Raw genomic sequence first — 26,199 nt, 5'->3', positions numbered from 1 at the left:
CAAGTGTATAGTGTTTGCACAGATACACTAGTTAGGCTAGTTGGTATATGGCGCAATCATGCAGTCATACAAGCCATGCAGAGCGTTGGCTGTGGAAGATGAGACGTGTAAAGGGCAGCTGGACTGCCCTTTTTGTAGGAAAGGAGCCAAAAGGGATGAGCATGAAAGCGAGGCGACAGTGGTTTTTGCTGTTTTGTTTGTTGCCGGGGTTGACGCTGTTGGTATTGTTCAAGCTGTATCCGACAGTGGAGGTATTTCAGAAATCGTTTTACTTGTGGACGGGAATTGGGGATACGCCGCAATGGATCGGCTTGAAGAATTTTACGGATTTGTTTCACGATGCTGTATTTTTAAAATCGCTACGCAATACGGGCTTTCTGATGCTGGTAGTGCCGGTGATCACACTGACGCTGGCATTGATCAACGCTTCGATCTTGACGCGTTCCAAGCTGCGTGAGCGCAATGTGTATCGGACGCTGTTTTTCTTTCCGAGTATTTTGTCGTTTGTCGTGATTGCGATTCTATGGTCGTTTATTTATCATCCGACGATTGGGTTTCTCAACTCTGGATTGCAAGTAATCGGTCTGGGCGAATGGGCGTTGCCGTGGCTGGGCGATGAACGTACCGTATTGTGGGCGCTCGCGGTGACGATGATCTGGCAAGCGGCTGGATATTATATGGTCATGTATATGGCGGGGATCGACAGTATCTCGCCGGAACTGTATGAAGCTGCCAATATCGATGGCGCGACAGCGGTGCAGCAATTTATCCATATTACGGTGCCGATGTTGTGGGAGATTATTCGGATTACGATCGTATTCAGCATCAATGGTGTGCTGACGATCAGCTTTATTATCGTGTCGATTATGACGGCGGGTGGACCGAACCGCGGCTCGGAAGTGGCGATGACGTACATGTACGGGCAAGCATTCGTCAATTCCAACTTTGGGTATGCGATGGCGATTGGCGTGTTTATTTTTATCGTGTCCTTTGCGCTGGCGCTGCTGAGCAACCGATTAACCCGGAGGGAGGCTTCCTGAGATGAATATGACCGCAGAACACAAAAACGAAAAGATCCGCAGCGAGGCTTCTGCCGGCAAACCGTTCCTTCAAACGATCGGCAAGCTGATATTGCGTATCTTCCTGCTTATTCAATCAGCGGTAGTGCTGTATCCATTGCTGTGGAATGTACTCGCTTCATTTAAAACCAATCAGGAAGTGATGGAAAGTCCGTGGAGTCTGCCATCTAGCCTGAACTGGCAAAATTATGTGAATGCTTTTACGACAGCGCGCATCGGGGATTATATGCTCAATTCGGTACTGGTGGTTATCATGTCGATGGTCATTTTGCTAGTAGCAGCGCTGCCGACGGCGTATGCACTTGGACGCATGCATTTTCGCGGACGCAATCTGATCATCAATCTGTATATGGCGGGGTTGTTTATCGGTGGTGCTTATATTATCGTGCCGCTGTTTATGATGATGAACAATCTGAATATGCTGGACAATCGCTTCTGGCTGAGTGCGGTGTATGCGACAGGCAGCTTGTCCTTTTCCGTGTATCTGATGATCGGGTTTATGAAGTCGATTCCGCGTGATTTTGAAGAAGCGGCGCTGATCGACGGAGCGGGCTATATGGGCATTCTGTTTCGTATCATCTTGCCAATCACACGCCCGGCGATTGTGACGTTGATCGTATTTGGATTTTTCGATTTTTGGAATGAATACGTGCTGGCGCTCACGCTAGTGACCAGCGATGAGAAAAAGACGATCCCGATCGGTCTTGCTAATCTGATGCAAATTCAGCAGTATGCGACTGACTGGGGTTCCTTGTTTGCCGGACTCGTGATCGTGCTGGTACCGACGGTGATCGTATACATGCTGCTACAAAAGCGTCTGACCGAAGGCATGATGATGGGCGGCGTTAAAGGGTAATCCGCGGCAATATACTCATTTCATACTATTGTTGTAATCACAGGTGTTAGGAGGACTGCGGTTTGGGTCAATTTGAGATCAAAGGCAATGACTTCGTTTATGATGAACAGCCGATACGTATTCTGTCCGGCGCACTGCACTATTTCCGTATTGTGCCGGAATACTGGGAAGATCGATTGCTAAAATTAAAAGCATGTGGGCTGAACACGGTGGAGACGTATGTACCATGGAATCTGCATGAACCGGTAGAAGGGAATTTTGTTTTTACCGGATTGGCAGATCTGGAAGGCTTCGTCACACTGGCGGGACGGCTTGGGCTGCATGTGATCGTGCGTCCCAGTCCGTACATTTGCGCAGAATGGGAATTTGGTGGACTGCCCGCATGGCTGTTACACGATCATCATTTGCGTCTGCGTACGGCTGATCCGGCATATCTATCCAAAGTAGATGCTTACTACGATGTGTTGCTACCAATACTGCGTCAGCTGCTATGCACAAACGGTGGACCGATCATCGCACTGCAAATCGAAAACGAATACGGTAGCTATGGCAGTGATACCGTCTATCTGGAATATATTCGCGATGCCATGATCCAGCGCGGCATGGATGTGCTGCTGTTTACGTCCGACGGACCGGAGCATTTTATGCTGCAAGGCGGTATGATTCCGGGTGTATTGGCAACGGTCAATTTTGGCTCTGGTGCGCGCGAAGGGTTTGAGCTGCTACAACAGTACCAGCCACATGCGCCGCTAATGGTAATGGAGTTCTGGGATGGCTGGTTTGACCACTGGATGGAGCCGCATCAGACACGTTCGGCGGAAGATACGGCACAAGCTGTACGCGAGATTATGGATTGCGGGGCATCGCTGAATCTGTATATGTTTCATGGGGGAACCAACTTCGGCTTTTACAATGGGGCGAATCATATTCAGCAATATGAGCCGACGGTAGGCAGTTACGATTACGACGCGTTGCTGGACGAGAGTGGTCGTCCAACTGCTAAGTTTTATGCGGTACGGGAGGTGCTGGAAGCGTATATGGAATTGCCGCCGCTAGAGTTACCGGAGCATATTCCGTCGCATCGTTATGGCGAAGTGCAATTGACACAATACGCGTTACTGGATCAGCAGTTGGATGTGCTATCGACGCCAGTATACTCGTCATGGCCGGAACCGATGGAAAAGTTAGGTCAAGCGTATGGATATATTTTGTACACAGCGAATATTCCCGGTCCGCGCGAAGAGATGGAGCTGCATCTGCCGCAGCTGGCAGATCGGGCGCAAGTATGGATCGACGGACAATATCTCGGTACGGTAGAACGCTGGAATCCGAAACCACTATTGCTGGCAATTCCAAAGGCAAATGTGCAATTGGATATTTTGGTGGAAAATATGGGTCGCATCAATTACGGCCCACTGCTGCACGATCCCAAGGGGCTGGTCGGCGGCGTCCGGCATGGTAATCAGTATGTACATAACTGGATCATTCGTCCGCTGCCACTGGATCAGCTGGACCATCTGCAATGGAGCAACTTACGCATGGCGGCAACGTCTCCATGGTCATTTATAGCCGAGCCGACAAAAGGAACAGAGTCCGCTTTGACAGAGCCATATGCAGTCCCTTCCTTTGCCACAGATTCACAAGCGCCGACGAATAGCGAACTCTACCATCGCGAGTACGCACTTCAGGCTGCTCATGCTCCGGTCTTTTACCGTGGAGTGTTGCAGGTGGAGCAACCGCAAGATACGTTCTTGCGGACAGATGGTTGGGGCAAAGGGATTGCCTATATTAATGGCTTCCATCTGGGACGATACTGGCAGGCGGGTCCGCAGCGTACGTTGTACATTCCAGCGCCATTGCTACGAATCGGTGATAATGAATTGATTCTGTTCGAGCTGCACGGTTGTGAGCAGCCGATTGTAACGTTGACGGATACACCGGATTTGGGTTAAATAGGAGCAACACTATGCACATGCAGGATGGGCAAAGAACGGTAACAGTGCTTCCGGCGCGCTTACTTTAGGCAGATAGCAGCGAATTGTAGTCACGAAAGGAAGGATAAAATGAGCATATCCATCAAGGAAGCGGCTGTTGTTGCTCCTTCGGCAAGGCAATTGGCATGGCAGCAGCTAGAGTTTTACGGATTTATTCATTTTACAGTCAATACGTTTACGGATCGGGAATGGGGGGACGGCACCGAATTGCCGGAGATCTTCCATCCGACTCAGCTAGATGCGTCCCAGTGGGTGCAAGTCTGTCATGCTGCTGGAATGAAAGGACTGATTCTGACGTGCAAGCATCATGACGGCTTTTGCCTGTGGCCAAGTCAGTATACGGATCATTCGGTTCGTAACAGTCCGTGGCAACAAGGACAGGGTGATCTGGTGCGTGAGGTATCAGAAGCGTGCCGTGAATATGGCTTACAATTTGGCGTATACCTATCACCGTGGGATCGACATGAACGCAGCTATGGAGACTCCGAAGCGTATAATGACTATTTTGTACATCAGCTGGAAGAATTGTTGACTGGGTATGGGGATATTTTTAGCGTCTGGTTTGACGGTGCATGTGGGGAAGGGCTCAATGGGAAACGGCAGGTATATGACTGGGATCGATATTACGATGTTATCCGCCGCCACCAGCCACAGGCAGTGATCTCGGTGTGCGGACCGGATGTGCGCTGGTGTGGCAATGAAGCTGGGCATACGCGCACATCTGAATGGAGCGTTGTGCCTGCTTCGATGCGGGACAATGAGAAGATTCAGGAGAAGTCGCAAACAGAAGACGATGCCGCTTTTGCCAGTCGTATCAATTCGGATGAGGACGATCTCGGCAGTCGGCAGGTCATTGCCGAAGCAGAGGAGCTGATCTGGTATCCAGCAGAGGTGAACACATCGATTCGTCCGGGTTGGTTTTACCATGCAACAGAGGATGGACAGGTCAAGGATGCGGATACGCTGATGGAGCTGTACGAGCGCACCGTGGGCGGCAATTCCTGCTTCCTGCTTAATTTGCCACCGGATCGTCGTGGTCTGATTCATGAACATGATGTGCAGGCGCTGCGGGGATTGGGAGAGCGCATCTCGCGTTATTACGAGCACGATCTGGCGCTTCATGCGCAGGTTCAAGCATCGACCTTTGACGACTCCCAGCATGAAGGTAGCTGCATAACTGATGGACGAGGCGATACGTGGTGGCAAGCAGCAGAGGGAACCGAGCAGGCAACGATCGAGCTGGATCTGGGAGATGCATTTACATTTGACCGGATCGTATTGATGGAGCATATCGTAGCCGGGCAACGGATTGAGCAGTTTACAGTAGACGTGTTCTCGGAAGAAGAGGGTTGGCAGCAAATTCATACCGGTACCGTGGTGGGCTACAAATGTATTTGCCGCTTTGCTCCGCAACATTGTCGCCAATTGCGTATCACGATTACGGGTTCGCGCTGGTGTCCGACACTGCAATCGGTGAGCGTGTATGATACGAAGTCGCAGGTATAACAGCCGCGTATAAAAATGAACAAACAGAGATCGGCACCCTTTTGCAGTAAAAAGGGTGTCTTTTTCGGATTTCATAGAGTTATTTGTACGTATGTATATTGGTCAAACCCGCGTCAATGCTGAGTAATAAGATAAGCTGTCATACAGCTATTCAGTTAGTGACAAAACTGTAATCCTACTAGGCGTACCGTCTGGAATATGTCAAAATAAATCGAATATATAGAAAAGACAAGTTCGGATGGAACATGTAAATGTTGGAACAAATACAAGCAAAGGAGGCGCTTATGCGCACTTTATCGTCCCGTCGCGCACGGGTGATGATAAGCATATGGATCATTGCGGTGCTGGGAGTTGCGATATTCTTTACCGCGCGTTATATGATGAAACCAGCGATCCCTTCCACTGCACAATTCATGGACAACTACATGCGCAATGCCAACGGCACAATCGCATCGTATTTACAAGCAGAACCGTCTACTGATCCGAATATCGTTGCCGGGCGGGAGGCACTGTCCGAGTCCGTCGGAATATGGATGCAGTACAATTTGTTGCAGGACGACTCGACTTCTTTTCACGAGACATATAAGCTGCTGACGACGTATTTCCTTTCGCCGCAGCACTATATTCGTTGGAAGCTTGAGGAAGATGGTACATCGCGGGTGAATACATACGCATTGGGCGACGATCTGCGGATTGTTGGTGCCCTGCTGGATGCGTATGATCGCTGGCAGCAGCCAGAATACCTGAATACCGCCAAACAGATTACCGATACGCTCTGGCAGCACGGGCTGAATAACGGATATCTGGTAGACTATTATGATTTTCAACATCGTACCTCTGCGGATCAGTTAAGTTTGACGTATATCGATACGGCTGCCTTGGAACAGATGCAGAAGGTGGGGCTGGCTGACGCGGCGCAGGTGGATAAGCATCTTCAATTGCTGCGCCAGATTCCGAATGATGGATTATTTTATCCGCGGTTGTATCAGGTGAGCGACGGCACATACACGTATGACAAAGAAGTCAATTTGATCGACCAGCTGATCATTGGGCTACATCTGACAGAGCTGAAGCAGCCACCACAGAAGCTGGTGGACTTTATGAAGCAGCAGTTTCAGCAGGACGGCAAGCTGTACGGGCGTTATCATGCGGCTGACCATACGCGGGCGGTAGATTATGAATCGCCTGCGGTGTATGGGCTTGCGATCTTGCTGGCACTACAAATGAATGACCGGGAGTGGGCGGATCAGCTGTATACACGCATGACGGCTTTCCGTACGGCAGACGGTCCGTATGCAGGCGGGTATGTATCGGATGGCAATACGCATGCGTTTGACGATCTGCAAGCATTGCTAGCTGAAACGTCATTGCAGCATTAATGTTAAAACATGGAGAAAAGGAAGAGAACGGATGAAGAATCGTATCCCGTTACGCCGCACGATGATTGGCTATTCGCTGTTGATTGCCATTGCGGTGATCCAGCAGCTGGTTGTTTTGTGGAATGTGTATTTGAACCAGCAATTTGGCGTGCTTGAGTTAAGTATCGCTATCGGCTCGCTGGTTGGCTTGGCAGCAGGCTTATGGTTGCCAAGAGGTATTTCCGTCGTATTTATTTTTATCTTTATGGTCAGTTATTTTGTATGGATGGTGACGTATGCGCCGCTGAATCCGATCGTCTTTTTTCATTTATTTCTCATTCCGGCGAATGTGCTGGTCGGCTCGCTCATTAAGCTTAGTCTGATTGGTGACCGACGGCTGGCGGAACGCTTGGAACAATTGCAGGATGTAACGCCGCAGCTGGATATTGATACAACGCTTGGTAACAAAACGGCACTGAATGAAGCGTTGATCAAGCATTCCAATCTGGCACGGCGGTATGCGGATCGGTACAACTTCTGCATCGCTATGTTCAAGATCGAATTTCTGCCGTTGGTACGCGAGTCGGTCGGTTCGGCGGGGTATGCGCGGCTGTTATTGCTGCTGTCGGACACGATTCAGAAGCAGATCCGGTTTGAGGATTACAAGTTCGCTATCGACAACGGACGGTTTATTATCATTTGCCCGATGACGAATAAGGATTACTTGCAGCCGCTGACGCGCCGGATTCGCGATGCGATGATGGATGTCTATTTTCCAGATTTGTCAGCACAGGAATTACAGCTTGTCGTTCGCTCGGGTGCGCTGGTGTTTCACGCGGAACAATTTGAGCAATATGAAAGTCTGGACGGTGTGATCGCCGCACTGGAACGCAATACGGAAACGGACCTGATTGGTGAATACATCTGATCCGGTTCAAAATGAAGATTGGGAGAAGATGAAATATGGCGTATACCAGCTGGTTTATACCTTTATGTATTGTTGTAAGTTCGATGTTCGGTGTAGCGATCTTGATATTGACGATAGCGACGCTGCGGTTTCGTAGCCATGTGAATCGCAAATATAAACGGGGGCGGGGATGAGCCAATGGCAGATGGCATACTGATATTCTCGATCATCAGCATCTGGATTGCAGTGCTGGAAGCGATCATCATCATGGCAGGCGCAATCCGTTTTATGAATCGGCAAAATAAAATGGGCATCGTGATCCCGGAAACGATGGAGCATTATCCGACCGTCACCGTAATGGTGCCTGCACACAATGAGGAGATCGTAGTCGGCATTACGACTGAGCATATTCTCAATATGAATTATCCTCATTACAAAGTGCAGGTCATCGTCATCGCCGACAATTGCTCTGACGGCACGGTGGAATCGCTCACTCGACTTAAAGAACGCCCGGAATACGCCCATCGTGATTTTATGATCATCGACCGTAAAGGTACAGGCGGCAAATCCGGTGCCTTGAACGAAGCGCTCAAGCATACCAAGGGCGATTGGATCTGTGTATATGACGCTGACGCCGCTCCGGAGCAAAATGCGCTCATGTTCCTGATGCAAAAAGCATTGGAAAAGCCAAGACGGTACGGCGCGGTATTCGGACGCAACAAAGCGCGCAACCGTGGGCAAAACTTTCTGTCGCGTTGTATCAATCTGGAGCTGGTGACGATTCAGCGTGTGCATCACACTGGGCTGTGGGAGCTGTTCAAGGTAGGTACGATTCCCGGTACGAATTTTATTGTCAAAACAGCATTGATTCAGGATATCGGCGGCTGGGACCCGGATGCGATTACCGAGGATACAGCGATTACGTTTGATATTTTGACCCGTGGCAAGCTGATTGCGCTGGCACCACAGGCGGAAGCGTACCAGCAGGAGCCGGAGCAGCTCAGTGTGTATATGAGTCAGCGGCAGCGCTGGTCGAAGGGCAATTATCGCGTCATTCTGGACAATATTCACCATCTGTTCAACGGCTCTAGCTGGCGGATCAAAATTCAAGTGCTGTATTATGCGGCAAGTTATTTCTGGTTTATGATCGCCATTATCGTATCGGATATTATCTTTATCGCGAATATTGTGTATCAGGTGATTGCGCTGTTCCATCCGGGTGTTGTATCACCGTTCCAGTTTGTCGGGGATGTGTATATTTATCTCGTCATTTCGTGGGCGCTGATGTATTACATTTATGTATTGCAGATCAATCTGGCGCTGGCATCGGATATCGGGCAGAGCAATACGCAGAACTTCGTGCTGTCATGCATTTCGTACTTTACGTATGCGCAGCTGTTCCTGATTATCTCAATCAAAGCGTTCTACTCGCTGCTGGTAGATATTTTCACTGGTCGCAAAACAAGCTGGTACAAAACGAAGCGCTTCGGCTAAGGTGTTGAAATGTTGAAGGATTGAAATGAGAAGCTGGCTGGATGCGATAATGAGGAATGAATGGAAATAAGCTTGTTATGGGCGGATGTGCCATGGAATAAACTGCGATGTATTTTGCAAAATGATAACAAAAAGGATGGATCAGGCGCATTATGATGCGAAGATCCATCCTTTTTGTTGAGTGTTGAGTGTTGAGTGTTGAGTGTTGAGTGTTGAGTTCAGAGTGCAGACATCTAAGTATCTGCTAATGATCGATCAACGTGTTATTTCACGCCTTTCATATACCCTTGAATCTTAGGTGAAAGGGCGAACAGTACGATACCAAGCAGAATCGCCAGACCGCCGATGACGCCAAAGTAGATCATCTCGGTCTCTTCATGATAGAAATTGGCGAGTACAGCGTTGACCGCTTGCGCTGCCGCATTGGACAAGAACCAGAGACTCATCGTCTGGGCAGAGAATGCTGCAGGAGCCAGCTTGGTCGTCGCGGACAGACCAACGGGTGACAAGCACAGCTCACCAAGCACAACGATAAAATAACTCAGTACGAGCCAGATCGGGCTAACGAGTGAATTCTCACCGCCAAAGTAAGCGGGAAGCAGAATCACAAGGAACGACAGACCCGCGAACAAAATACCAAACGCGAATTTACGCGGAATTGACGGCTGACGATCTCCCAGCTTCAGCCAGAGCCAAGCGAATACCGGAGCCAGCACGATAATAAACAGCGGATTCAGCGATTGGAACCACGCTGGCGAAATATGAATACCCATGAAATCAAGCTGGGTACGCTTATCGGCAAAACGAGCCAGAATCGTCGACCCCTGCTCCTGAATCGACCAGAACATTACCGAAGCGATAAACAGCGGGATATATGCAGTCAGACGCGAACGCTCCACATCCGTCGTTTTCGGACTGCGATACATCACGACAAAATAGCAAATCGGAATCAATACCCCGAGCACGGCAACGACAAGTACGAACGATTCCAACGTCAGCCAACCCATCGAGATCGTCAGCGCCGCAATGATTGCAATGATGATTGCAACGATGACGAGAGTAGTGGCAACCTTTTTCCGTTCCTGCGGATTCATCGGATTCGGAACCACTGTACCAGCAAGACCAAGACTGCCTTTCCGGGTGAAAATAAAGACGAGCAGACCGATAAACATCCCGATTGCCGCCAGACCGAAGCCGAAGTGGAAATTGATGTTCATCCCGATCGTACCGACAATTAGCGGAGCGAGGAAGCCGCCCAGGTTGATCCCCATATAGAAGATGCTGAATCCAGCATCCCGGCGATTATCCTGTTCGCTGTACATTTCGCCTACAATCGTGGAGACGTTCGGCTTCAGCAAGCCGGTTCCGAGTACGATCAGCGCCATGGATGTGAATAGCAGACTCGCACCGCCTGGTATGGCAAGCACGATATGCCCGAGCATGATTAGCACACCACCGAAAAAGACCGCTCTGGATGTACCGAATACACGGTCGGCTAACCAGCCACCAATAATACCGGACATATACACCAGTGATCCGTAAATGGACATAATCGCCGTAGCGGTCGTCTCATCAATGCCAAGACCGCCTTGGCTGATCGAATAATACATGTAATAAAGCAGGATCGCTCTCATTCCGTAATAAGAAAAGCGCTCCCAAAATTCTGTGAAAAACAGGGTGAACAGTCCGCGTGGGTGACCGAAAAAGCCGCGCTGCGGGACGCTGTCCACAATTTCTTGCTTGGTTATATTGGACACGTTAAACCTCCTTGATATCGTTGTAGCTGGAGTTGTTCTGGAAGAGACAGCAAAAGGCCGCACGATAGCTTTAGATCGGAGCGGTAAAATGATTTGCTTGCGCAAAATTCCATTTCATCGCACCTTGCGTTTGCAAATGACAAACGTCTGAGCTATCTGCTTCCAGAGGATGACTATGTTACGTTTTGAATGTACTTACACCTCCTGCAAACGGACGAACCAAAAGAATATAATATAAATGCCATATGGGCAAGGGCAAAAAGTGGCATTTGCGCCATATCCGGTGAAAATCCTGTGTACATGCGCAAAATCGTCTGTTTTCCGCTGTTTTTTGGCGCTAGATCGGTATTCAACGGGCGAGATATGCCCTTAGCGCCGGAAAAGAAGGCGCTCCCATATTTAATTTTGACGGAAAGAGGAGAAAAGAGGCTAGGTTAAGGTATAATGGAGCATAAGGAGTTGAGAGTAGATGGCAAACGAAAATGAAGAAGTAATTTTGACCCCCGAAGGTCTCGCCAAACTGGAAGATGAATTAAAAGAGTTGAAAGGCCCACGCCGTCAGGAATTGGCTGCCCGCCTGAAAACTGCAATCAGTTATGGTGATCTGAAGGAAAATAGCGAATATCATTCCGCCAAGGAAGATCAGGCGTTTATGGAAACTCGCATTTTGACACTGGAGCGCATGTTGCGCAACTCGCGTGTGATTAGTGCGACCAATATCGATACTTCCCGTGTCGTGCTCGGCTCGGTTGCCGTATTAAAAGATATTGAATTTGATGAAGTATTGGAATACCAGCTGGTAGGTCCGGCGGAAGCCGATCTGTCCAACAACAAATTGTCCTACGAAAGTCCACTCGGTAAAGCACTGATGGGACATCAGGCAGGCGACAAGATTACATTTGAAGCGCCGATGGGTACATTCCATTACGAGCTGCTGGAGATCAAAGTCGGCGGTTAATGCTACTTGCTGTTATACGATATCGGTTTAGCGTTTTGGGGAATGACTCAGAATGAAGACTCGCTATCTAACAGACCAGATACTTTGCACAAGCAAAAGGACGACTCTAATGATAGAGTCGTCCTTTATTATTTAGGATACGCTGGAGAGATAACAGACGGGCAGTTGAAAGCCAATTATTCCTCTACAGCACGCAAAGCTTCAATCTGCTGCTGAGACAATCCAGTCGCTTCAGCAATCATTGCGATTTCCAGCCCCATCTTCAGCATTTTGTGAGCAGCTTCTAGCTTGGCTTGTTCGATTCCTTCTTGAATACCCTGCTCGATTCCTTGCTCTATGCCCTGTCGAATTCCTTCCTGACGTCCCTCTTCCAGTCCACGATCCCGTGCATATTCCTGCCGAGAAATCTCGTCTCGCAATGCTTTTTGACGGGATTCATATTCCATGCGTGCCTGTTCATCCTGACTTAGAAATTCTAACGTATTCATCGCTTTTTTCAATTGTGGCTCATTCATCGCTAATTCCTCCCAGTTTACGGAATCCGTATATTTCAGAAAAAGCAACCAGTTGATCAATCCGCCATCTTGCGCAGACAAGGTACTGCTGTCTAGCTTAGGTAACTCCAGAAAATGAAGCTCCATATCGTCGGTCAAATGGATCCCGCTTGTATCCTCACTCAATCGAAACACATTATGATATTGCTCACTTGGCAAAAATGCATAGTCTAGTACATTGATGGTAACACATTTGCGTAATTGTTTGTACGCATTGCCTTCAAACAGCTGACTGGAATATAGCTTGCTCCAATAATAAAGCGTGCGCTTCTCCATATCGTAGTTGTTAAATAGCTGCATCTCGATGTTGATTAACTGCCCATCATCCGTACGAGCATGAATATCAAAAATAGACTGCTTGTCGAGCGGCGAATCTTTGTCCGTATACGAGTTGAGCAAAATAATTTCTCGTAGTGGCGGTTTTCCAGCATGATCAAAGGTGCGGTTCAAAAATGCCAGTAGCACATCTTTATTTTCTTCACTGCCAAAGATACGTTTGAAAAGAAAATCGTTTTTAGGATCAAGTAGTTCGTTCATAAGTACGCCTCCGGTTGGGATCAAATGAGTAGATGTCTAGTGAGATGATTGATATGTATTTACGTGTATTTTATCGTATATAAGTCGATAATAAAAGAGATAAAACACGTTTTTAAGAATATATTTTCACTACAGAAGTACATATAACTGCATATCTGTACACTTATATATACAAATATAACTTATAAAAGTGTCATGAAAGAGACATTCATCCGATCCACTGACACCACCTACAACCATCATCCGACTATTCAGCCGTTACCCGCTTACTTTCTTGATCCCCGTTACGTTTTGTACATTGCCTGCCAACGTTATATACTATCTGTATGAGCCGTCAATGCTTCCAAATCTAAAAAGACTCTTGATACGATAGCATTCAATGAAACGCTCGGATAGGGGATACCGATTTTGTGGATGGGAATTGTCATTCTTGTTGTATATCATCTGATTTTGTTATACATCGGGTGGAATGGCTGGGTATGGTTGGCGACGCTATTTCCACAGCATATGCTGCCGCGTTATATCTGGGTCGTTGTACTCGTTATTTTGGCGTATTCGATGTTTCTCGGCTTCTGGCAACGGGAGATCGTTGCATTTAAATGGATTGGTGCAGTCTGGATCGCGATATTGTATTTCTCCATCTTATGGTTGCCGATTCTGAATCTGATCCTGTTGGTGCTGCGATTGACCCCATGGTCAATGTCCACAATCGTCATATGGGCGGGCTGGGTATCGCTGGCAGGCTTCGTGATCACACTCAGCATCGGCATGTACAATGCATATAGCCCGGTTGTACGGAATTATTCCATCAAGATTGATAAGCCTGTGAACGGTCCGTCCGAGATGAATATTGTGATGGCATCCGATATGCACTTTGGGGCATTGTCCAATGAAAGTCACGCGAGGAGACTGGTGGAACGGGTGAACGCGCTGAATCCCGATCTCATTTTGCTGCCTGGTGACATTATCGACGACAATTTGCTGTATTACAGTAAGACGGATATTCCAGAGATTTTACAAGGCTTCCAAGCACCCGTATATTCTTCGCTTGGTAATCATGACCGTTTTGAACAAGGCGTGGATCTGGTTGATGTATTGAACAAAAGCAATCTGCATGTGCTGTACGACGAATCGATCGTGCTGGACAACGGAATCACTCTCGTTGGTCGCCGCGATTATAGCGACCGTCCGCGTACAGAACTCGGCAAGCTACTGGATGAAGTCGATCATACGCATCCGGTGATCGTGCTGGATCACCAGCCGTACGAGCTGGATGCCGAGCAGAAGCTGGGCACCGATCTCGTTGTATCCGGGCACACACATCGTGGACAGATGGCGCCGTTCTCATTGATTACGAACCGTATTTTTGAGAATGATTGGGGTCATCTGCAAAAGGGACAGTTGCACTCCATCGTATCATCCGGCTTCGGTTTCTGGGGCACACCGATCCGTACCGGAACTCGCTCGGAAATTGTACAGATTCATGTAAAATTCCGAGATAGCGGAGCAGCAGGCAATACCGACAATGAAGCAGATGCCGCTGCGTCCACATCATAACGTCATTGCTACGTAATGTAGTAGTGCATTGTATTCATTGCAAAAAGCCTTCTCCGCTACATGACAGGAGAAGGCTTTTTGCTTTGCATATACAGTTCCATTCATCGTAATCATGACATAGCGATCGGCGACAACCGTTATAATTTCAGCCTATTGGTACAAGCCGTATATTCTGGAACATACAGTAATTTAACGCAGTGCCGAACGTATCTGCTTAATATAAAAGAAGCGTACGATGAAGAAGTACATCAGCTGAATCAGGAAAAATATACCGAGTACCATCGCTGATTCCTGTACAAGTGATCGTTGTAAAATATGCGACAATGTAGTCAGCGCCACCGCACCATGAACAATGGCAACGACGATGGGAGCGAAGAACAACAGTGCAATCTGACGCGTTAACACCCTATTCAACTCGCGGTCGGTCAGACCAAGCTTGGCGATGGCGCGGAATTTCTCTTTGTCTTCATCCAGATCGCTGTACAACCGGAAATACAGAAAGCTGCCCGCCGATACGAAGAACACAATCCCGATAAATAAACCGATAAACAGCGCGATACCGTACAGGCTTTGCAGTTGATACAGCGTAACGGTAGGGATATTTACATAAGTATCCGCATCTGATTGCGGGATCAGGGTCATGATCGATTTGGCTGCTTGTAGCAGCTGATCTTTACTGGCATCCGTTTGCCATACATATACATGTTCACTAGATTGCGGCTTGCCTATCTGCGCATACAGCTTGTCTGGAATGACCAGTGCTACAGTCGTTCCGGGTACAACTTGCGAGACGATGGGGCGTGTACTCTGGACAGCGATGCCGCTATTCGTTTCCAATACGCGGTTGCTCAGTTCGATAGTCTTTGCATTTTCAGCGTCTGAAGTGATCAGGGCGGCGTCATTGCCAGTGACTTGAATCGGTTGTTGTCCAAGCGTTTGCAACAAGCGGTTGAATTCACTGACATTCAGTACGGTCAGATTGCCGTGTCCGTCTGTAAATGCGTATCGGTTCAGCGTAGCATCCAATGCTGTAGCAGCAATACCGTTCGCTTGTAATTGCTCCGAGATCATTTGCGCACGGCTGGTGCTTTGTTGATCTTCTGTGGGGGCATAATACGTAATATCGTAGTCATTCGTGTACATAATCCTTTTATCAAATACAGATTGTAGCCCATACAACGTGCCGATGGCACAAAATGCCACGGTCGATACCATAGCGACAAGGAAGAACGTACGTGCATTGTCCTTCATTCGATACGACAGATCGGAGAACAGCAGCATATTCGTTTTGCGCCAGAATAGATGTTTCCGCTGCTTCATTGCGCGAATGATATAGACGCTGAGCTGTGTAAATAGCAGGTACGTAGCGATGCTGACCATAACGATGATGGGCAGTAACAGTTGGATGACCATCGTATCCTTGATGACGAGCGCCAGACCGTAGCCGATGGCGAGCAAAATAATGACCAACAGCGACAGCACCATAGATGCGCGTGGTTCGCTTTTGCCTGCATGATTGCTACGAATGAGCTGAATGAGCGTACCGCTACGCAGCACCGTCGAGATAAACAGCGAGATGAGCATGAATAGCAGCATGAACGACAACACTGTCAGTCCAATCGCTTGCATCGGCACGTAGAAGCTAAGCTTTTGACTCAGTACCAGTACATTTTCCCCGATCAGCAGAATCGCTTTGGCAAATACAAGACCAAGTGCAATTCCGCCAATCGTAGCGCCGAAGCCGATCAGCATATTTTCCATGAACACCATGCGGCGCAGTTGACCGGGCGACATGCCTTGCAACATGAGCAGACCGAATTCTCGCTTGCGTGTCTTCAGGAAGGAACCCATCGAATACAATACGAAAAAGAACGAGAAGGCGTAGATCAGCCATTTGGACGTCGATAATGCCGCTTGTGCATTCTGATTCACATCGCTGCCGCTCATCGCCGGATGGTAGGCGAAAATGGCAAATGTGAAAAAGATCATCACCGTGAACATACTGCTTAGAAAATAGGCGGCATACAGCCGTTTGTTACGAAGGACGTTATTACACGCGAATTGACGAAATGTCACTAGAATGCCCCCCTAACAACGACAGTGTATCAATGATTTTCTGGAAAAATGCCTGCCGATTGTCACCGCGATGAATCTCGCTGTACAGATGACCGTCGCGGATGAAGATTACCCGACTGCAATAACTGGCAGCTACTGCGTCATGCGTAACCAGCATCATCGTTTTCTGCTCTTCGCGGTTGATCTGCTCTAGCATCTCCATCACATCACGCGCCGCTTTGGAGTCGAGATTACCAGTCGGCTCATCTGCCAGCAGTAATTGCGGTGCATGAATCATAGAGCGAGCAATCGCTGTCCGCTGCGCCTGACCGCCAGAGATTTCGAAGGTGCGTTTGTTCATGATGCCGCTGATGCCCAGTCGCTCGGCAATCACAGCTGCTTTTTCCTTCATTTCGCGCACTGGACGTCCGTCCAATGTGAGTGGCAGCACGATATTCTCCTCCACGGTCAGCGTGTGCAGCAGGTTAAAATCCTGAAAGACGAATCCTAGCTCACGGCGGCGAAATTGCGCCAGTTCATTTTTGCGCATGTCATTAATATTGCGTCCGCCGATTAGAATATCGCCAGTTGTCGGCTGATCAATCGTAGCGATCATATTGAGCAGTGTCGTTTTGCCACTGCCGGATGGTCCCATAATCCCGACGAACTCACCATCTTGAATCGTAAATTGAATATCGGTGAGTGCTTTGTATGACACTTTGCCTTCATATACTTTACTGACCCGGTTTACTTGCAGCATAAGTGAATCCTCCCTTAATGTACGTGTTCCGAATGCGTGGAACGTTATAATCTCAGTATAGGAGAGAGGGGAGCCAGACAACTATCGAATTGCCTTTCATGTACCTTACACTGTTGTAAGGTTATCCGGCTCTTGCAGATTCGTAGCTGCACGCCGTTGATACGAAGGAAAGACGATACGCACCGTCGTGCCTTCCCCCGGTGTCGACTCCAGCTCTAGCTGATGATCCAGCCGCTTCGCTGCTTCCTGTGTCAAATACAGCCCCATTCCGGTCGATTCACGGAAATGCCGTCCGTTTTCTCCGGTGAAAAAAGCATCAAATACCCGCGTTCGATCTGCCAACGGAATGCCGACGCCATGATCGCGAATCTGTACGACGGCATGCCCGGCACGAACGAAGGAAGTGATATGTACCTTTTGCCCGCTACCGGATGAATATTTGACCGCATTCAGCACAATCTGGGATAGCATGAAAAAGAGCCATTTCTCATCCGATTCCACAACCAGCTCGCCGTCCGGTTCCTTCACCTCTGGATACACCCCGTTACGGATAAAGGAGCGCTTGTGATCATGCACTACTTCGCTAATAAGGCGGGATAGCGATAGCGTTTTGATATGAAAATCCTGCTGAAAATTACGCAGCCGCGCCATATACAGCACCATATTCAGGTTGGCACGCATCTGCTCCAATTCCTCGCGAATGCTGGCAAACTCCGGTTCGTCCACCTGCTGTACCGTTAATTCAATTACCGCCAGCGGTGTCTTCATCTGATGTACCCACTGATCCATAAAAGTCAGATGTTCCTGCTGCTCACGCCGATTGCTGTTTAGCTGCTCATGATAATATCGATACTGATGCCGCAGCAGCGTTTGCAGCGCTTCGCCAATCGGAGTCTGGTCGGTGCGCTGCAATATATCCTCTGGTGAAGATAACGGCTGACTGAGTACACGATAATATTGCCGCCGACTGACATACTGGTATGCCAAATACAGTGCCGTCAGAAACAGCCCGAGAAAGACTGAATATAGCGCTGGCAGTACATGATGATACCCATCCAGCCAGTAAATGCCTAACGCGCCAAACAGCACGACACCCTGCATGAGCAGCAGCAACCGATGTTCGCGGACAAATAGCCTCATACCGGGTCACGCCCCGTTTCACGTTTATGATCCATCTGCAATCGGTAGCCGATTCCGCGTACTGTTTCCACCGCTTGCTCTAGACCCAGCTCCTGCAATTTTTTGCGTACCCGAGTGATGTTGACGTTGAGCGTATTCTCGTCGACAAAGTTCTGGTCATCCCATAGCTTTTCCAGTAGTGCCTCCCGACTGGCAACACGTGGATAACGCTCTAGTAGACTCTCGATAATATCTGCTTCTTTTTTGGTCAGCGGAACAGTGTGGTCAGCATATGTTAATTCCAGTCGTTCGGGATACAGCGTCAAGCCAAGCTTTTGTACAAGTCGTTCTTCTTGACGGGTAGCGTATTCACCATAGGCGCGGCGTAGCTGACTGCGAATCTTCGCCATCACAATGCCGTAATCGAACGGCTTGGTAATATAGTCATCCGCACCATTTTCCAGCGCCATAATCTGATCCATTTCCCCAGCGCGTGCCGAGATGAACAGCACTGGGCAGATGGAGTGGCTGCGAATCTGGCGGCACCAGTAATACCCGTCATAGCTCGGCAGATTCACATCCAGCAGCACCAGATCCGGCTTGATCTGTTGAAATTGCTCCAGTACACGGTCAAACTGCTCCGTCACAATCACCTCGAAGCCATAACGTTCTATATGAGTTTGCAGCAGACCAGCGATTTTGCGGTCATCCTCTACGATCATGATTTTCTGCATAGTTCTCGTCTCCTGTTGGATAGTATCGATTTAGAAATAAAGGGTAACTCATTAGAAATAAGGGGTGACTCATTAGAAATAAAGGTCTATTCCATTGGCAAGCGAAAAGCAATCACGTACCAGTATACTTCTAGTACCATCCCAGTTATTATTACACAGAAAACCCACCTGGAGTCAGCTCCAGATGGGATAACATGCAATGAACAAGCTACACAAGTGTAACCTGACATTCTATTGTTGAGTAGCGGCGTTGGTATCATCACTCGGACTTGTAGCTGTACCTTTGCCAGAATCTTCGGTGAAATGGGAGCGTATCGTTTCAGGTAGCTGGTCAGCGGTGACTTCCTTGTAGGAGTTAACGTAGCCGCCTTTGGCTATCAGCTGGATATAGGCGCCTTCACGCAATTTCTTCATTCCGTTAAATGTGGTGTTCTGTACGGTTCCGTTTTCGCTCCATGCGGGTAATGTGTATTCGACCATATCGTCGTCCTTGGTATTGGCGGGTATGGCGGAATTATCTATCTTCACATACGAATATTGTTCCTTTACAAAGGGGTTCAATTTGGCACGATCTTGATCCGACAACAGGTGATACATTCCAACGCTCAAAGCAGCGACACCTGCTACAGCAACTAACGATAATGCAAGGATCCATTTTTTCAATTTCATCCACGTCCTTTCACGTTTTTGAGATGAGTTCATCATATCGCGAGCGCAGATTAGACGGGATCGATTTGGCTTACGTGTGGCTTACATTGTTGTAAGGTTACATGTGCCATAGACGTGGTAGTATGAAAGCAGAACATTTTATAAAAGAGACATGTAACAACCGGCACCGGAAATGATGCCGCATAGATACAATACAGAGATCATGGTGGATTATACGGGATAGGGGAGAAACGGAAATGTATATACTGGGATTGGCTGTCATCCTGTTGGTGCTATTCGGCATCAGCTATGCAGTAGACCGCAGACGCCTGCAAAATGGGGTGTATCTGACGAGCGGGATGCTGGCATTGCTGTTTGGTATAGCATTATACCTCGTCAGCAATCTGCAAGGATTCTGGCAATATGCCAGTATCTTTCTATTGCTGATCGTGCTGCTCATGTCACCATTGCTGCTCCTTGGCGTTGCTGTCGGACTAGTATACAACGGGCGGATTTTGCTGGGCAAAGAAGGCTGGAAGCTGCGTAATCTGCTGCCAGCGGTAGTTGGAATCGGGATTATTGTCGTGCCAGTTCTCACATTGATCGTACCGCCAGTACGCTGGTTGCAATTGCCGGTCGTGATGTTGGAGCTGTATATGATTTATTTTGGCTTTCTAGTTATCTGCTATCTCGTATCGTCGCTGCTGTACAATATTCACCGTCCGGGCTATCTGACCGATTATGTGATCGTGCTTGGTAGCGGGCTGATCAAAGATCGAGTGCCGCCTTTGCTTGCCAGCCGACTCGATGGCGGTATTGAGCTGTACCGTCAGCAGCAACAATTGGGCAAAGCACCGATGATTGTCGTATCTGGCGGACAGGGAGCGGACGAACTGATATCTGAAGCGGCAGCGATGCGGCTGTATTTGCTGGAATACGACATTCCTGACAACCATATTATTGTCGAAGATCGCTCCACGAATACGTTGCAAAATATGCGCTACTCGCGCATGCTGATCGAAGAAATCATGCAAGGTCGCTCGTATAGCTGCGTGTTTGTGACTAATAATTTTCACGTATTCCGTGCCGGTATCTATGCGCGTGTAGCAGGAATCAATGGCGATGGAATTGGTACGCATACGGCTCCGTATTATTTGCCGGGTGCGTTTATTCGCGAATACATCGCTGTGCTCGTTATGCATCGCCGGATTCATTTGACGATCATGCTGCTGATCGCACTTGGAGTACTGGGGCTGTATGTTGTTATGCCTGCCTTTGTACACTGGCTGGTTCGGTAATTCGGTACACATATAACAAGCAAATGAAGCTAGACAACAGCATATTTGTTGGGTAAATAGTGAATCTTGCTCTATTTTCCGCTTCTGTTGTGAGAAGAATTACAACCTGGATGCACCTTGGCTGTTATGATAGATGGCGGTCAAAGGGGGCGGATGAATATGGGACAAATTGTGAGCAATGAACGGCTGAGTCATGACATATATCGTATGACCGTTGCTGGAACGTATGCTGGACAGATGGGGCAATTCTACATGCTGCGTTGTGACGACGGCTACCGCGGAGATCGTTATCGGTTATTGTCGCGACCGATTAGTATTCATGATCGGAACGAACGGGAGATTACTTTTTTGTATCGGGTGCATGGACGAGGGACAGCGTTATTGGCGGAGCTGGATGCAGGACAGCGAGTACTATTAGAAGGTCCGTTTGGTAATGGATTTCCATCATTGGAACAGCCCGGACGGATCGCACTTGTTGGAGGCGGCATGGGCGTCGCACCATTACTGCCGATATTGCGGAACTATCGAGATGCAGATGTGTTTCTTGGGTATACTGGCGAGCCCTTTGCCGTGGACTATTATTGTCAAGCGGCGGCAACTGCGCAGCAAGTACAAGTGCTGAGTCATACGACGCGCAGCATATTGGAGCGGATTCAGCCAGATCGCTACGATACCATCATGGCATGCGGACCGGTCGGCATGCTGAAGGCACTGGCAGATATGTGTACCGACCAGCAATTGTATATCTCTATCGAAAAGCGAATGGCTTGTGGAATCGGCGCCTGTCTCGGCTGCACAGTTCGTACTATGACTGGCAATCGTCGTACTTGCCAGGAAGGACCAGTTTTCCCGGTAGAGGAGGTGCTATGGCATGAGCTTGCTTCATTGTAAAATAGGATCGGTATTGCTCAACAATCCGGTCATCATGGCATCCGGTACATTTGGCTTTGGGCAAGAATATGCACGGCTGTACGATGTGAGTGTGCTTGGCGGTATTGCCGGGAAAGGGTTGACGCTGCATCCGCGATCAGGCAACAGCGGCTGTCGATTGCAGGAGACCGCTGCTGGTATGCTGAACAGTGTAGGCTTGGAAAATCCGGGCATATCCCATTTTTTGCATCATGAGTTGGAACAGATGGCAGCGCTCGGACCTTGCGTGATCGCCAATCTGGGAGGCGCAAACTGCGAAGAGTATGTAGAGGGCGCAAGACTAATTGGCGAAGATAGCAAGGGGCGTACCCTGACAGGCAAACGCGGCATAGAGATGATCGAGCTGAATATTTCCTGTCCCAATGTCAAAGAGGGCGGTATCCAGTTCGGCGTCGATACGGAGATGGCATGTCCCATTGTGCGTGCAGTGCGGGACGTTACCCATTTGCCACTCATGGTCAAGCTGTCTCCGAATGCACAAGATATCGTGCGCATGGCGCAGATGTGTGAGCAGGAGGGCGCGGACGCTGTCTCGCTGATCAACACCTTTTCGGCGATGAAGATCGATATTCATCGCCGCCGCAGTGCCTTTGACAATCTGTATGCAGGGCTATCCGGTCCAGCCATTAAACCGATTGCGCTGCGTATGGTGCATCAAGTGGCACAGGCAGTACATATTCCGGTGATCGGCATGGGCGGGATTACATCGGTAGAGGATATCATTGAATTTATTATGGCAGGTGCACAGGCGGTGCAGATTGGCACACATAACTTTACGCATTTGCGGGCGGGCGAAGCATTGGTACAGGGGCTAGAACAATGGCTACGGAGACAAGGAATAGATTCGTTGGAAGAAATTCGGGGAATTATATCCTGCGTGTAGTGATATAGAGATCAATATGCCTATTGTTAAAAACCATGTTTAATAGAAGTAGGGTGAAATAGATTGCAGTGAGGATTCACTAGATTAGATCGTTAAACGAAATACTCACCTGCACATCATGCGCTTACACAGAACAGATGAATAATTTCTACATCCTGACAGCGAAGTGGATACGGCTTGGAGCCGTGCGCTTCGCTGTCTTTGTATTGATCTCATTTGGTGTATATAGCTGCCTGCTTGTTATGCAGTGCCTGATTTTCGGCGACACTCCTTTGGTACACACGATATAATGGAACTAGACGATACATATTAGCATTTACGGATAAGGAGCGACAACTATGAAAGCAAAAGATACCCTCATGCTCGTACTATTAGCCGCACTGTGGGGCGCATCGTTCTTGTTCATGCGCGTTGCGGTGCCAGTGCTCGGTCCACTCGTACTCATCGACCTGCGTGTGTTGATCGCTGGACTAGCATTGCTGCTGTACTCGCTGTTGTTACGTAAACGACCGCAATTGTTACATAAATGGAAGCAGTATCTCATCCTCGGCGTCTGCAATGCCGCGATTCCCTTTTGCCTGATTGCTGGTGCGGAATTGAGTATGAATGCATCGCTGGCAGCGATTTTGAATTCGATGACGCCCCTATTCACTGCGATCATCGCGTATGTATGGATCAAGGAGCCGCTGACTGGAAGGAAAATCGCCGGATTGCTGCTCGGTGTGACAGGCGTAATTGTACTGGTTAGCTGGAATGCACATGCTGGCAGCACCGGTACGATCTGGGCGGTAGTGATGTCGCTGGGAGCGGCAGTCTTTTACGGAATTGGCGGCATATATTCGGCACGTGCTTTTCAAGGAGAACAGCCGCTCAATCTGGCAATTGGACAACAGCTGGCGGCAGGCTTGTTACTGTTGCCAGTAGCATTGTTTTTCCTGCCTTCCCAATTGCCATCGGTATCGGTAATCTGGTCGGTGCTGGCGTTGGCACTGTTATCCACCTCGCTCGGCTATCTGCTCTACTTCCGCCTAATCATCAATGTAGGCGCGGTCAAAACAGTCAGCGTGACCTTTCTGGTGCCCGTATTCGGCATCGTCTGGGGCTGGATGTTTCTGGACGAGCCGTTGTCGCTAGGCATGCTGCTCGGTTTACTCATCATTCTGCTCGGGGTTGGGTTGGTGATTGGCATCAAGCTGCGTTCACGGCGTGCGGTGGAATAGGATTTGTAATACAGAGATTTTCTATACGTCATTTCAAAGTCCATAATGAAAATGGATTATACATGCGAAGATTATCAAATGCTAGAGATTATTACGTTGGCGAATGGAACTGATGTGATGGTTTTTTACAAAAAAGATATGTTTTCTTGATGAATGTATTTAGTGATAAGCAATATATTCATGATCAAACGATAACAAAATCAAACTTCGATTCATGTAGTTCCTGTACACGAACCGGAGTTTGATTTACATTTCGAAAATTCGTATCACTTATAAAAGTGTTTTTATAATATAATCAACCACGGAGAAATAAGAACCGGCGGAATGAATATGGCATCGCAACCCGAAAGGGGGTGACGCCATGTCATTGATGGAGCTGTTGTTGAAGATTCTGGATACTCTGGCTAAATTGGTTGGCTTGATTGTAGGAGCTGACAAGCTGTATGAGATCTGGAAACGAACAACAGACGACAAAGACCGCCGGGATGAAGGTTAGGAGACCTCCGGCGGTCCAAGGGAATTAATCTTTCTTAGCGATCGCTGCGTCATTCCGCCGATCTTATGATCCAGCCTGTAGTGTTGACGCACTACAGGCTTTCTTTATATATGTAGTATACACAACTTCCCTCCAAAGTGAAACGCTAAAACTCAAAAAAATATCTTAATTGCGTATATATAATGCCAATCACATCCTATTCATTCCCATCCATGAAAATATGAAAATTATCCTTGAAAGCTAACATGAATGCGTGTAGTATACATATATAATTTCATAAAAGCGATATGCTGCCACCGGACAATCTATCCGGCATTATGCTGTCGTGACACTCATATAATATTGGGAATAAGGCCCAGGAGTTTCTACCGGACGACCACTGCAATTGTCCGACTATGAGTGAAGAACGTGCTAACTGCTGCCGTTGTATTTGTGTACGGCAGCAGTTGGGAATGCCATCGGTGGCATTCTGTATTGGAACAATCCTACAGACAGGCTTCACTTGAGTATACTCAGGTGACCTGTCTTTTTTGTTTTTACGGCATGTTTTCACTTGGAAACGACAGGTCTTCCCCGCATACCAATCGGAGGAGAGATAGAATATGAAAGTATTAGAACAGCGCATACAGGCAGAGGGCAATATCCTGTCCGACCGTGTGCTCAAAGTAGACTCGTTTTTGAATCATCAGGTGGACACGCAGCTGGCGCTGGACATCGGGCAGGAGTTTGCCAGATTGTTTGCACACGAGCAGATTACCAAAGTGCTAACAATCGAAGCAAGCGGTATTCAGTTCGCTATGGCAACGGGCATTGCGCTGAAGGTGCCATTCGTTTACGCCAAGAAGAAAAAGGCGATTACTCAAGGCGACCGTGTCTATGCGGCATCTGTTCATTCGTTTACGCGTGGTGAGACGTATCAGGTGAGCATTGTGCAGGATTACTTGCAGCCCGGCGAGCGAGTGTTGATCGTGGATGATTTTCTGGCAACTGGTGCAGCGCTGGTTGGATTAGCAGATATTGTCCAGCAGGCGGGTGCGCATCTGGTCGGTGTAGGCTGTGTGATCGAGAAGACGTTTCAGGAAGGGCGCGGATTGCTGGAAGAGCGGCAAATTCCGGTACAATCGCTGGCACGCATCTCGGTAATGTCACCGGGACATGTGGAGTTTATCGAGGAGCAGCCGCTTCTTCCGGCAACGTTGAAGGCATAGCAACGAATCTCGCTACTGCTAAGGAGGATTCGTGCTGGATCGTTTCGTTTGTGTGGGAATTACAAATATCGATTCTTACGTTACGAATACGGATTGGCGATGTGACTATTCGTTCACAAATAGGAAAAAGAGAATATTTCGTTCTGTATATGTCATATTTATTAACACAATAATATTTCAATGCACAAAAATAGACATAAAAATCATGCTTCATATGAAATTGATCGCAAAATGAATTACATCATGTAATTTTGAAGCTACGATAGTCGTACTTACACAGCGTAGCCGAAC

22 protein-coding genes and 1 riboswitch are annotated in these 26,199 nt (G+C 48.3%); of the genes, 15 read left to right on the top strand and 7 right to left on the bottom strand.

The features are described 5' to 3' along the window. Positions 1 to 155 precede the first annotated feature (155 nt). From ACE3MZ_RS22750 to ACE3MZ_RS22720, 7 genes are all read left to right on the top strand, one after another. Complete coding sequence (locus ACE3MZ_RS22750) at positions 156 to 1,040, top strand: carbohydrate ABC transporter permease (RefSeq protein ID WP_411344346.1); 885 nt, start codon at positions 156 to 158, stop codon at positions 1,038 to 1,040. A gap of 1 nt (position 1,041) precedes the next feature. Beyond that, entirely contained in the window at positions 1,042 to 1,935 is an 894-nt protein-coding gene (locus tag ACE3MZ_RS22745) for a carbohydrate ABC transporter permease (RefSeq protein ID WP_411344345.1), read from the top strand. Between the two features lie 62 nt (positions 1,936 to 1,997). Beyond that, positions 1,998 to 3,887, top strand: a complete 1,890-nt coding sequence (locus tag ACE3MZ_RS22740) for a glycoside hydrolase family 35 protein (RefSeq protein WP_411344344.1) — start codon at positions 1,998 to 2,000, stop codon at positions 3,885 to 3,887. Positions 3,888 to 3,998: 111 nt separating this feature from the next. After that, positions 3,999 to 5,435 carry an alpha-L-fucosidase gene (locus ACE3MZ_RS22735; RefSeq protein ID WP_411344343.1) on the top strand — a complete coding sequence of 479 codons (1,437 nt, stop codon included), beginning with the start codon at positions 3,999 to 4,001 and terminating at the stop codon, positions 5,433 to 5,435. A gap of 284 nt (positions 5,436 to 5,719) precedes the next feature. Continuing rightward, entirely contained in the window at positions 5,720 to 6,814 is a 1,095-nt protein-coding gene (locus ACE3MZ_RS22730; RefSeq protein ID WP_411344342.1) for a glycosyl hydrolase, read from the top strand. 31 nt (positions 6,815 to 6,845) lie between these two features. Then, positions 6,846 to 7,721 carry a diguanylate cyclase domain-containing protein gene (locus ACE3MZ_RS22725; RefSeq protein WP_411344341.1) on the top strand — a complete coding sequence of 292 codons (876 nt, stop codon included), beginning with the start codon at positions 6,846 to 6,848 and terminating at the stop codon, positions 7,719 to 7,721. Positions 7,722 to 7,898: 177 nt separating this feature from the next. Then, positions 7,899 to 9,194, top strand: coding sequence for a glycosyltransferase family 2 protein (locus ACE3MZ_RS22720; RefSeq protein ID WP_411344340.1), 1,296 nt, complete (start codon positions 7,899 to 7,901; stop codon positions 9,192 to 9,194). 263 nt (positions 9,195 to 9,457) lie between these two features. Here ACE3MZ_RS22720 and ACE3MZ_RS22715 read toward each other — a convergent pair whose 3' ends face one another. Next, on the bottom strand, positions 9,458 to 10,951 hold the full coding sequence (locus ACE3MZ_RS22715; RefSeq protein ID WP_411344339.1) for a peptide MFS transporter: 1,494 nt from the start codon (positions 10,949 to 10,951) through the stop codon (positions 9,458 to 9,460). Positions 10,952 to 11,420: 469 nt separating this feature from the next. Here ACE3MZ_RS22715 and greA point away from each other — a divergent pair, with 469 nt between their 5' ends. After that, entirely contained in the window at positions 11,421 to 11,909 is a 489-nt protein-coding gene (gene greA, locus ACE3MZ_RS22710) for a transcription elongation factor GreA (protein WP_411344338.1), read from the top strand. Positions 11,910 to 12,085: 176 nt separating this feature from the next. On the opposite strand, the gene ACE3MZ_RS22705 is transcribed toward greA, so the two are convergent. Next, the gene (locus ACE3MZ_RS22705) at positions 12,086 to 13,000 is read right to left on the bottom strand and encodes an Rpn family recombination-promoting nuclease/putative transposase (protein ID WP_411344337.1); all 915 of its coding nucleotides are present in this window, start codon (positions 12,998 to 13,000) and stop codon (positions 12,086 to 12,088) included. Positions 13,001 to 13,414: 414 nt separating this feature from the next. Here ACE3MZ_RS22705 and ACE3MZ_RS22700 point away from each other — a divergent pair, with 414 nt between their 5' ends. After that, positions 13,415 to 14,557, top strand: a complete 1,143-nt coding sequence (locus ACE3MZ_RS22700) for a metallophosphoesterase (protein ID WP_411346895.1) — start codon at positions 13,415 to 13,417, stop codon at positions 14,555 to 14,557. A 189-nt stretch (positions 14,558 to 14,746) separates the two neighbouring features. Here the strand turns inward: ACE3MZ_RS22700 and ACE3MZ_RS22695 are convergent, their stop codons facing one another. The 5 genes from ACE3MZ_RS22695 to ACE3MZ_RS22675 all read right to left on the bottom strand — a co-directional run bounded on the left by ACE3MZ_RS22695 (position 14,747) and on the right by ACE3MZ_RS22675 (position 19,888). After that, a complete protein-coding gene (locus ACE3MZ_RS22695) occupies positions 14,747 to 16,633 on the bottom strand; it encodes an ABC transporter permease (RefSeq protein WP_411344336.1) in 1,887 nt (628 codons plus the stop codon). Further along, positions 16,608 to 17,372, bottom strand: coding sequence for an ABC transporter ATP-binding protein (locus ACE3MZ_RS22690; RefSeq protein ID WP_411344335.1), 765 nt, complete (start codon positions 17,370 to 17,372; stop codon positions 16,608 to 16,610). Before ACE3MZ_RS22690 ends, ACE3MZ_RS22695 begins: the two co-directional genes overlap by 26 nt. A gap of 105 nt (positions 17,373 to 17,477) precedes the next feature. After that, the gene (locus ACE3MZ_RS22685; RefSeq protein WP_411344334.1) at positions 17,478 to 18,512 is read right to left on the bottom strand and encodes a sensor histidine kinase; all 1,035 of its coding nucleotides are present in this window, start codon (positions 18,510 to 18,512) and stop codon (positions 17,478 to 17,480) included. After that, complete coding sequence (locus ACE3MZ_RS22680; RefSeq protein ID WP_411344333.1) at positions 18,509 to 19,225, bottom strand: response regulator transcription factor; 717 nt, start codon at positions 19,223 to 19,225, stop codon at positions 18,509 to 18,511. The genes ACE3MZ_RS22685 and ACE3MZ_RS22680 overlap by 4 nt, the downstream gene beginning before the upstream one ends. A 231-nt stretch (positions 19,226 to 19,456) precedes the next feature. Then, complete coding sequence (locus tag ACE3MZ_RS22675) at positions 19,457 to 19,888, bottom strand: YxeA family protein (protein ID WP_411344332.1); 432 nt, start codon at positions 19,886 to 19,888, stop codon at positions 19,457 to 19,459. Between the two features lie 242 nt (positions 19,889 to 20,130). Between ACE3MZ_RS22675 and ACE3MZ_RS22670 the strand changes: the two genes are divergently transcribed. The 6 genes from ACE3MZ_RS22670 to ACE3MZ_RS22645 all read left to right on the top strand — a co-directional run bounded on the left by ACE3MZ_RS22670 (position 20,131) and on the right by ACE3MZ_RS22645 (position 25,908). Then, positions 20,131 to 21,171, top strand: a complete 1,041-nt coding sequence (locus ACE3MZ_RS22670; protein WP_411344331.1) for a YdcF family protein — start codon at positions 20,131 to 20,133, stop codon at positions 21,169 to 21,171. A gap of 159 nt (positions 21,172 to 21,330) precedes the next feature. Then, the gene (locus ACE3MZ_RS22665) at positions 21,331 to 22,062 is read left to right on the top strand and encodes a dihydroorotate dehydrogenase electron transfer subunit (protein WP_411344330.1); all 732 of its coding nucleotides are present in this window, start codon (positions 21,331 to 21,333) and stop codon (positions 22,060 to 22,062) included. Further along, positions 22,043 to 22,984: a dihydroorotate dehydrogenase gene (locus tag ACE3MZ_RS22660; protein ID WP_411344329.1), complete on the top strand. Its 942-nt coding sequence runs from the start codon at positions 22,043 to 22,045 to the stop codon at positions 22,982 to 22,984. The genes ACE3MZ_RS22665 and ACE3MZ_RS22660 overlap by 20 nt, the downstream gene beginning before the upstream one ends. Positions 22,985 to 23,322: 338 nt before the next feature. Further along, the gene (locus ACE3MZ_RS22655) at positions 23,323 to 24,204 is read left to right on the top strand and encodes a DMT family transporter (protein ID WP_411344328.1); all 882 of its coding nucleotides are present in this window, start codon (positions 23,323 to 23,325) and stop codon (positions 24,202 to 24,204) included. Positions 24,205 to 24,565: 361 nt separating this feature from the next. Next, a complete protein-coding gene (locus ACE3MZ_RS22650; protein ID WP_411344327.1) occupies positions 24,566 to 24,700 on the top strand; it encodes a hypothetical protein in 135 nt (44 codons plus the stop codon). Positions 24,701 to 25,012: 312 nt separating this feature from the next. Beyond that, a riboswitch (purine riboswitch) is annotated at positions 25,013 to 25,116 on the top strand. Positions 25,117 to 25,302: 186 nt separating this feature from the next. Then, positions 25,303 to 25,908 carry a xanthine phosphoribosyltransferase gene (locus tag ACE3MZ_RS22645; protein ID WP_411344326.1) on the top strand — a complete coding sequence of 202 codons (606 nt, stop codon included), beginning with the start codon at positions 25,303 to 25,305 and terminating at the stop codon, positions 25,906 to 25,908. Positions 25,909 to 26,199 lie beyond the last annotated feature (291 nt).

Source organism: Paenibacillus sp. WLX1005, from assembly GCF_046603685.1.
Lineage (GTDB): Bacteria > Bacillota > Bacilli > Paenibacillales > Paenibacillaceae > Saccharibacillus.
This window is presented reverse-complemented; position numbering and strand designations above follow the sequence as displayed.

What these genes read in the sequence shown, in the direction of transcription:
- ACE3MZ_RS22750 (WP_411344346.1), top strand. Translation starts at nt 156, where the DNA reads ATGAGCATGAAAGCGAGGCGACAGTGGTTTTTGCTGTTTTGTTTGTTG.
- ACE3MZ_RS22745 (WP_411344345.1), top strand. Translation starts at nt 1,042, where the DNA reads ATGAATATGACCGCAGAACACAAAAACGAAAAGATCCGCAGCGAGGCT.
- ACE3MZ_RS22735 (WP_411344343.1), top strand. Translation starts at nt 3,999, where the DNA reads ATGAGCATATCCATCAAGGAAGCGGCTGTTGTTGCTCCTTCGGCAAGG.
- ACE3MZ_RS22730 (WP_411344342.1), top strand. Translation starts at nt 5,720, where the DNA reads ATGCGCACTTTATCGTCCCGTCGCGCACGGGTGATGATAAGCATATGG.
- ACE3MZ_RS22725 (WP_411344341.1), top strand. Translation starts at nt 6,846, where the DNA reads ATGAAGAATCGTATCCCGTTACGCCGCACGATGATTGGCTATTCGCTG.
- ACE3MZ_RS22720 (WP_411344340.1), top strand. Translation starts at nt 7,899, where the DNA reads ATGGCAGATGGCATACTGATATTCTCGATCATCAGCATCTGGATTGCA.
- greA (WP_411344338.1), top strand. Translation starts at nt 11,421, where the DNA reads ATGGCAAACGAAAATGAAGAAGTAATTTTGACCCCCGAAGGTCTCGCC.
- ACE3MZ_RS22705 (WP_411344337.1), bottom strand. Translation starts at nt 13,000, where the DNA reads ATGAACGAACTACTTGATCCTAAAAACGATTTTCTTTTCAAACGTATC.
- ACE3MZ_RS22700 (WP_411346895.1), top strand. Translation starts at nt 13,415, where the DNA reads ATGGGAATTGTCATTCTTGTTGTATATCATCTGATTTTGTTATACATC.
- ACE3MZ_RS22690 (WP_411344335.1), bottom strand. Translation starts at nt 17,372, where the DNA reads ATGCTGCAAGTAAACCGGGTCAGTAAAGTATATGAAGGCAAAGTGTCA.
- ACE3MZ_RS22685 (WP_411344334.1), bottom strand. Translation starts at nt 18,512, where the DNA reads ATGAGGCTATTTGTCCGCGAACATCGGTTGCTGCTGCTCATGCAGGGT.
- ACE3MZ_RS22680 (WP_411344333.1), bottom strand. Translation starts at nt 19,225, where the DNA reads ATGCAGAAAATCATGATCGTAGAGGATGACCGCAAAATCGCTGGTCTG.
- ACE3MZ_RS22670 (WP_411344331.1), top strand. Translation starts at nt 20,131, where the DNA reads ATGTATATACTGGGATTGGCTGTCATCCTGTTGGTGCTATTCGGCATC.
- ACE3MZ_RS22665 (WP_411344330.1), top strand. Translation starts at nt 21,331, where the DNA reads ATGGGACAAATTGTGAGCAATGAACGGCTGAGTCATGACATATATCGT.
- ACE3MZ_RS22660 (WP_411344329.1), top strand. Translation starts at nt 22,043, where the DNA reads ATGAGCTTGCTTCATTGTAAAATAGGATCGGTATTGCTCAACAATCCG.
- ACE3MZ_RS22655 (WP_411344328.1), top strand. Translation starts at nt 23,323, where the DNA reads ATGAAAGCAAAAGATACCCTCATGCTCGTACTATTAGCCGCACTGTGG.
- ACE3MZ_RS22650 (WP_411344327.1), top strand. Translation starts at nt 24,566, where the DNA reads ATGTCATTGATGGAGCTGTTGTTGAAGATTCTGGATACTCTGGCTAAA.
- ACE3MZ_RS22645 (WP_411344326.1), top strand. Translation starts at nt 25,303, where the DNA reads ATGAAAGTATTAGAACAGCGCATACAGGCAGAGGGCAATATCCTGTCC.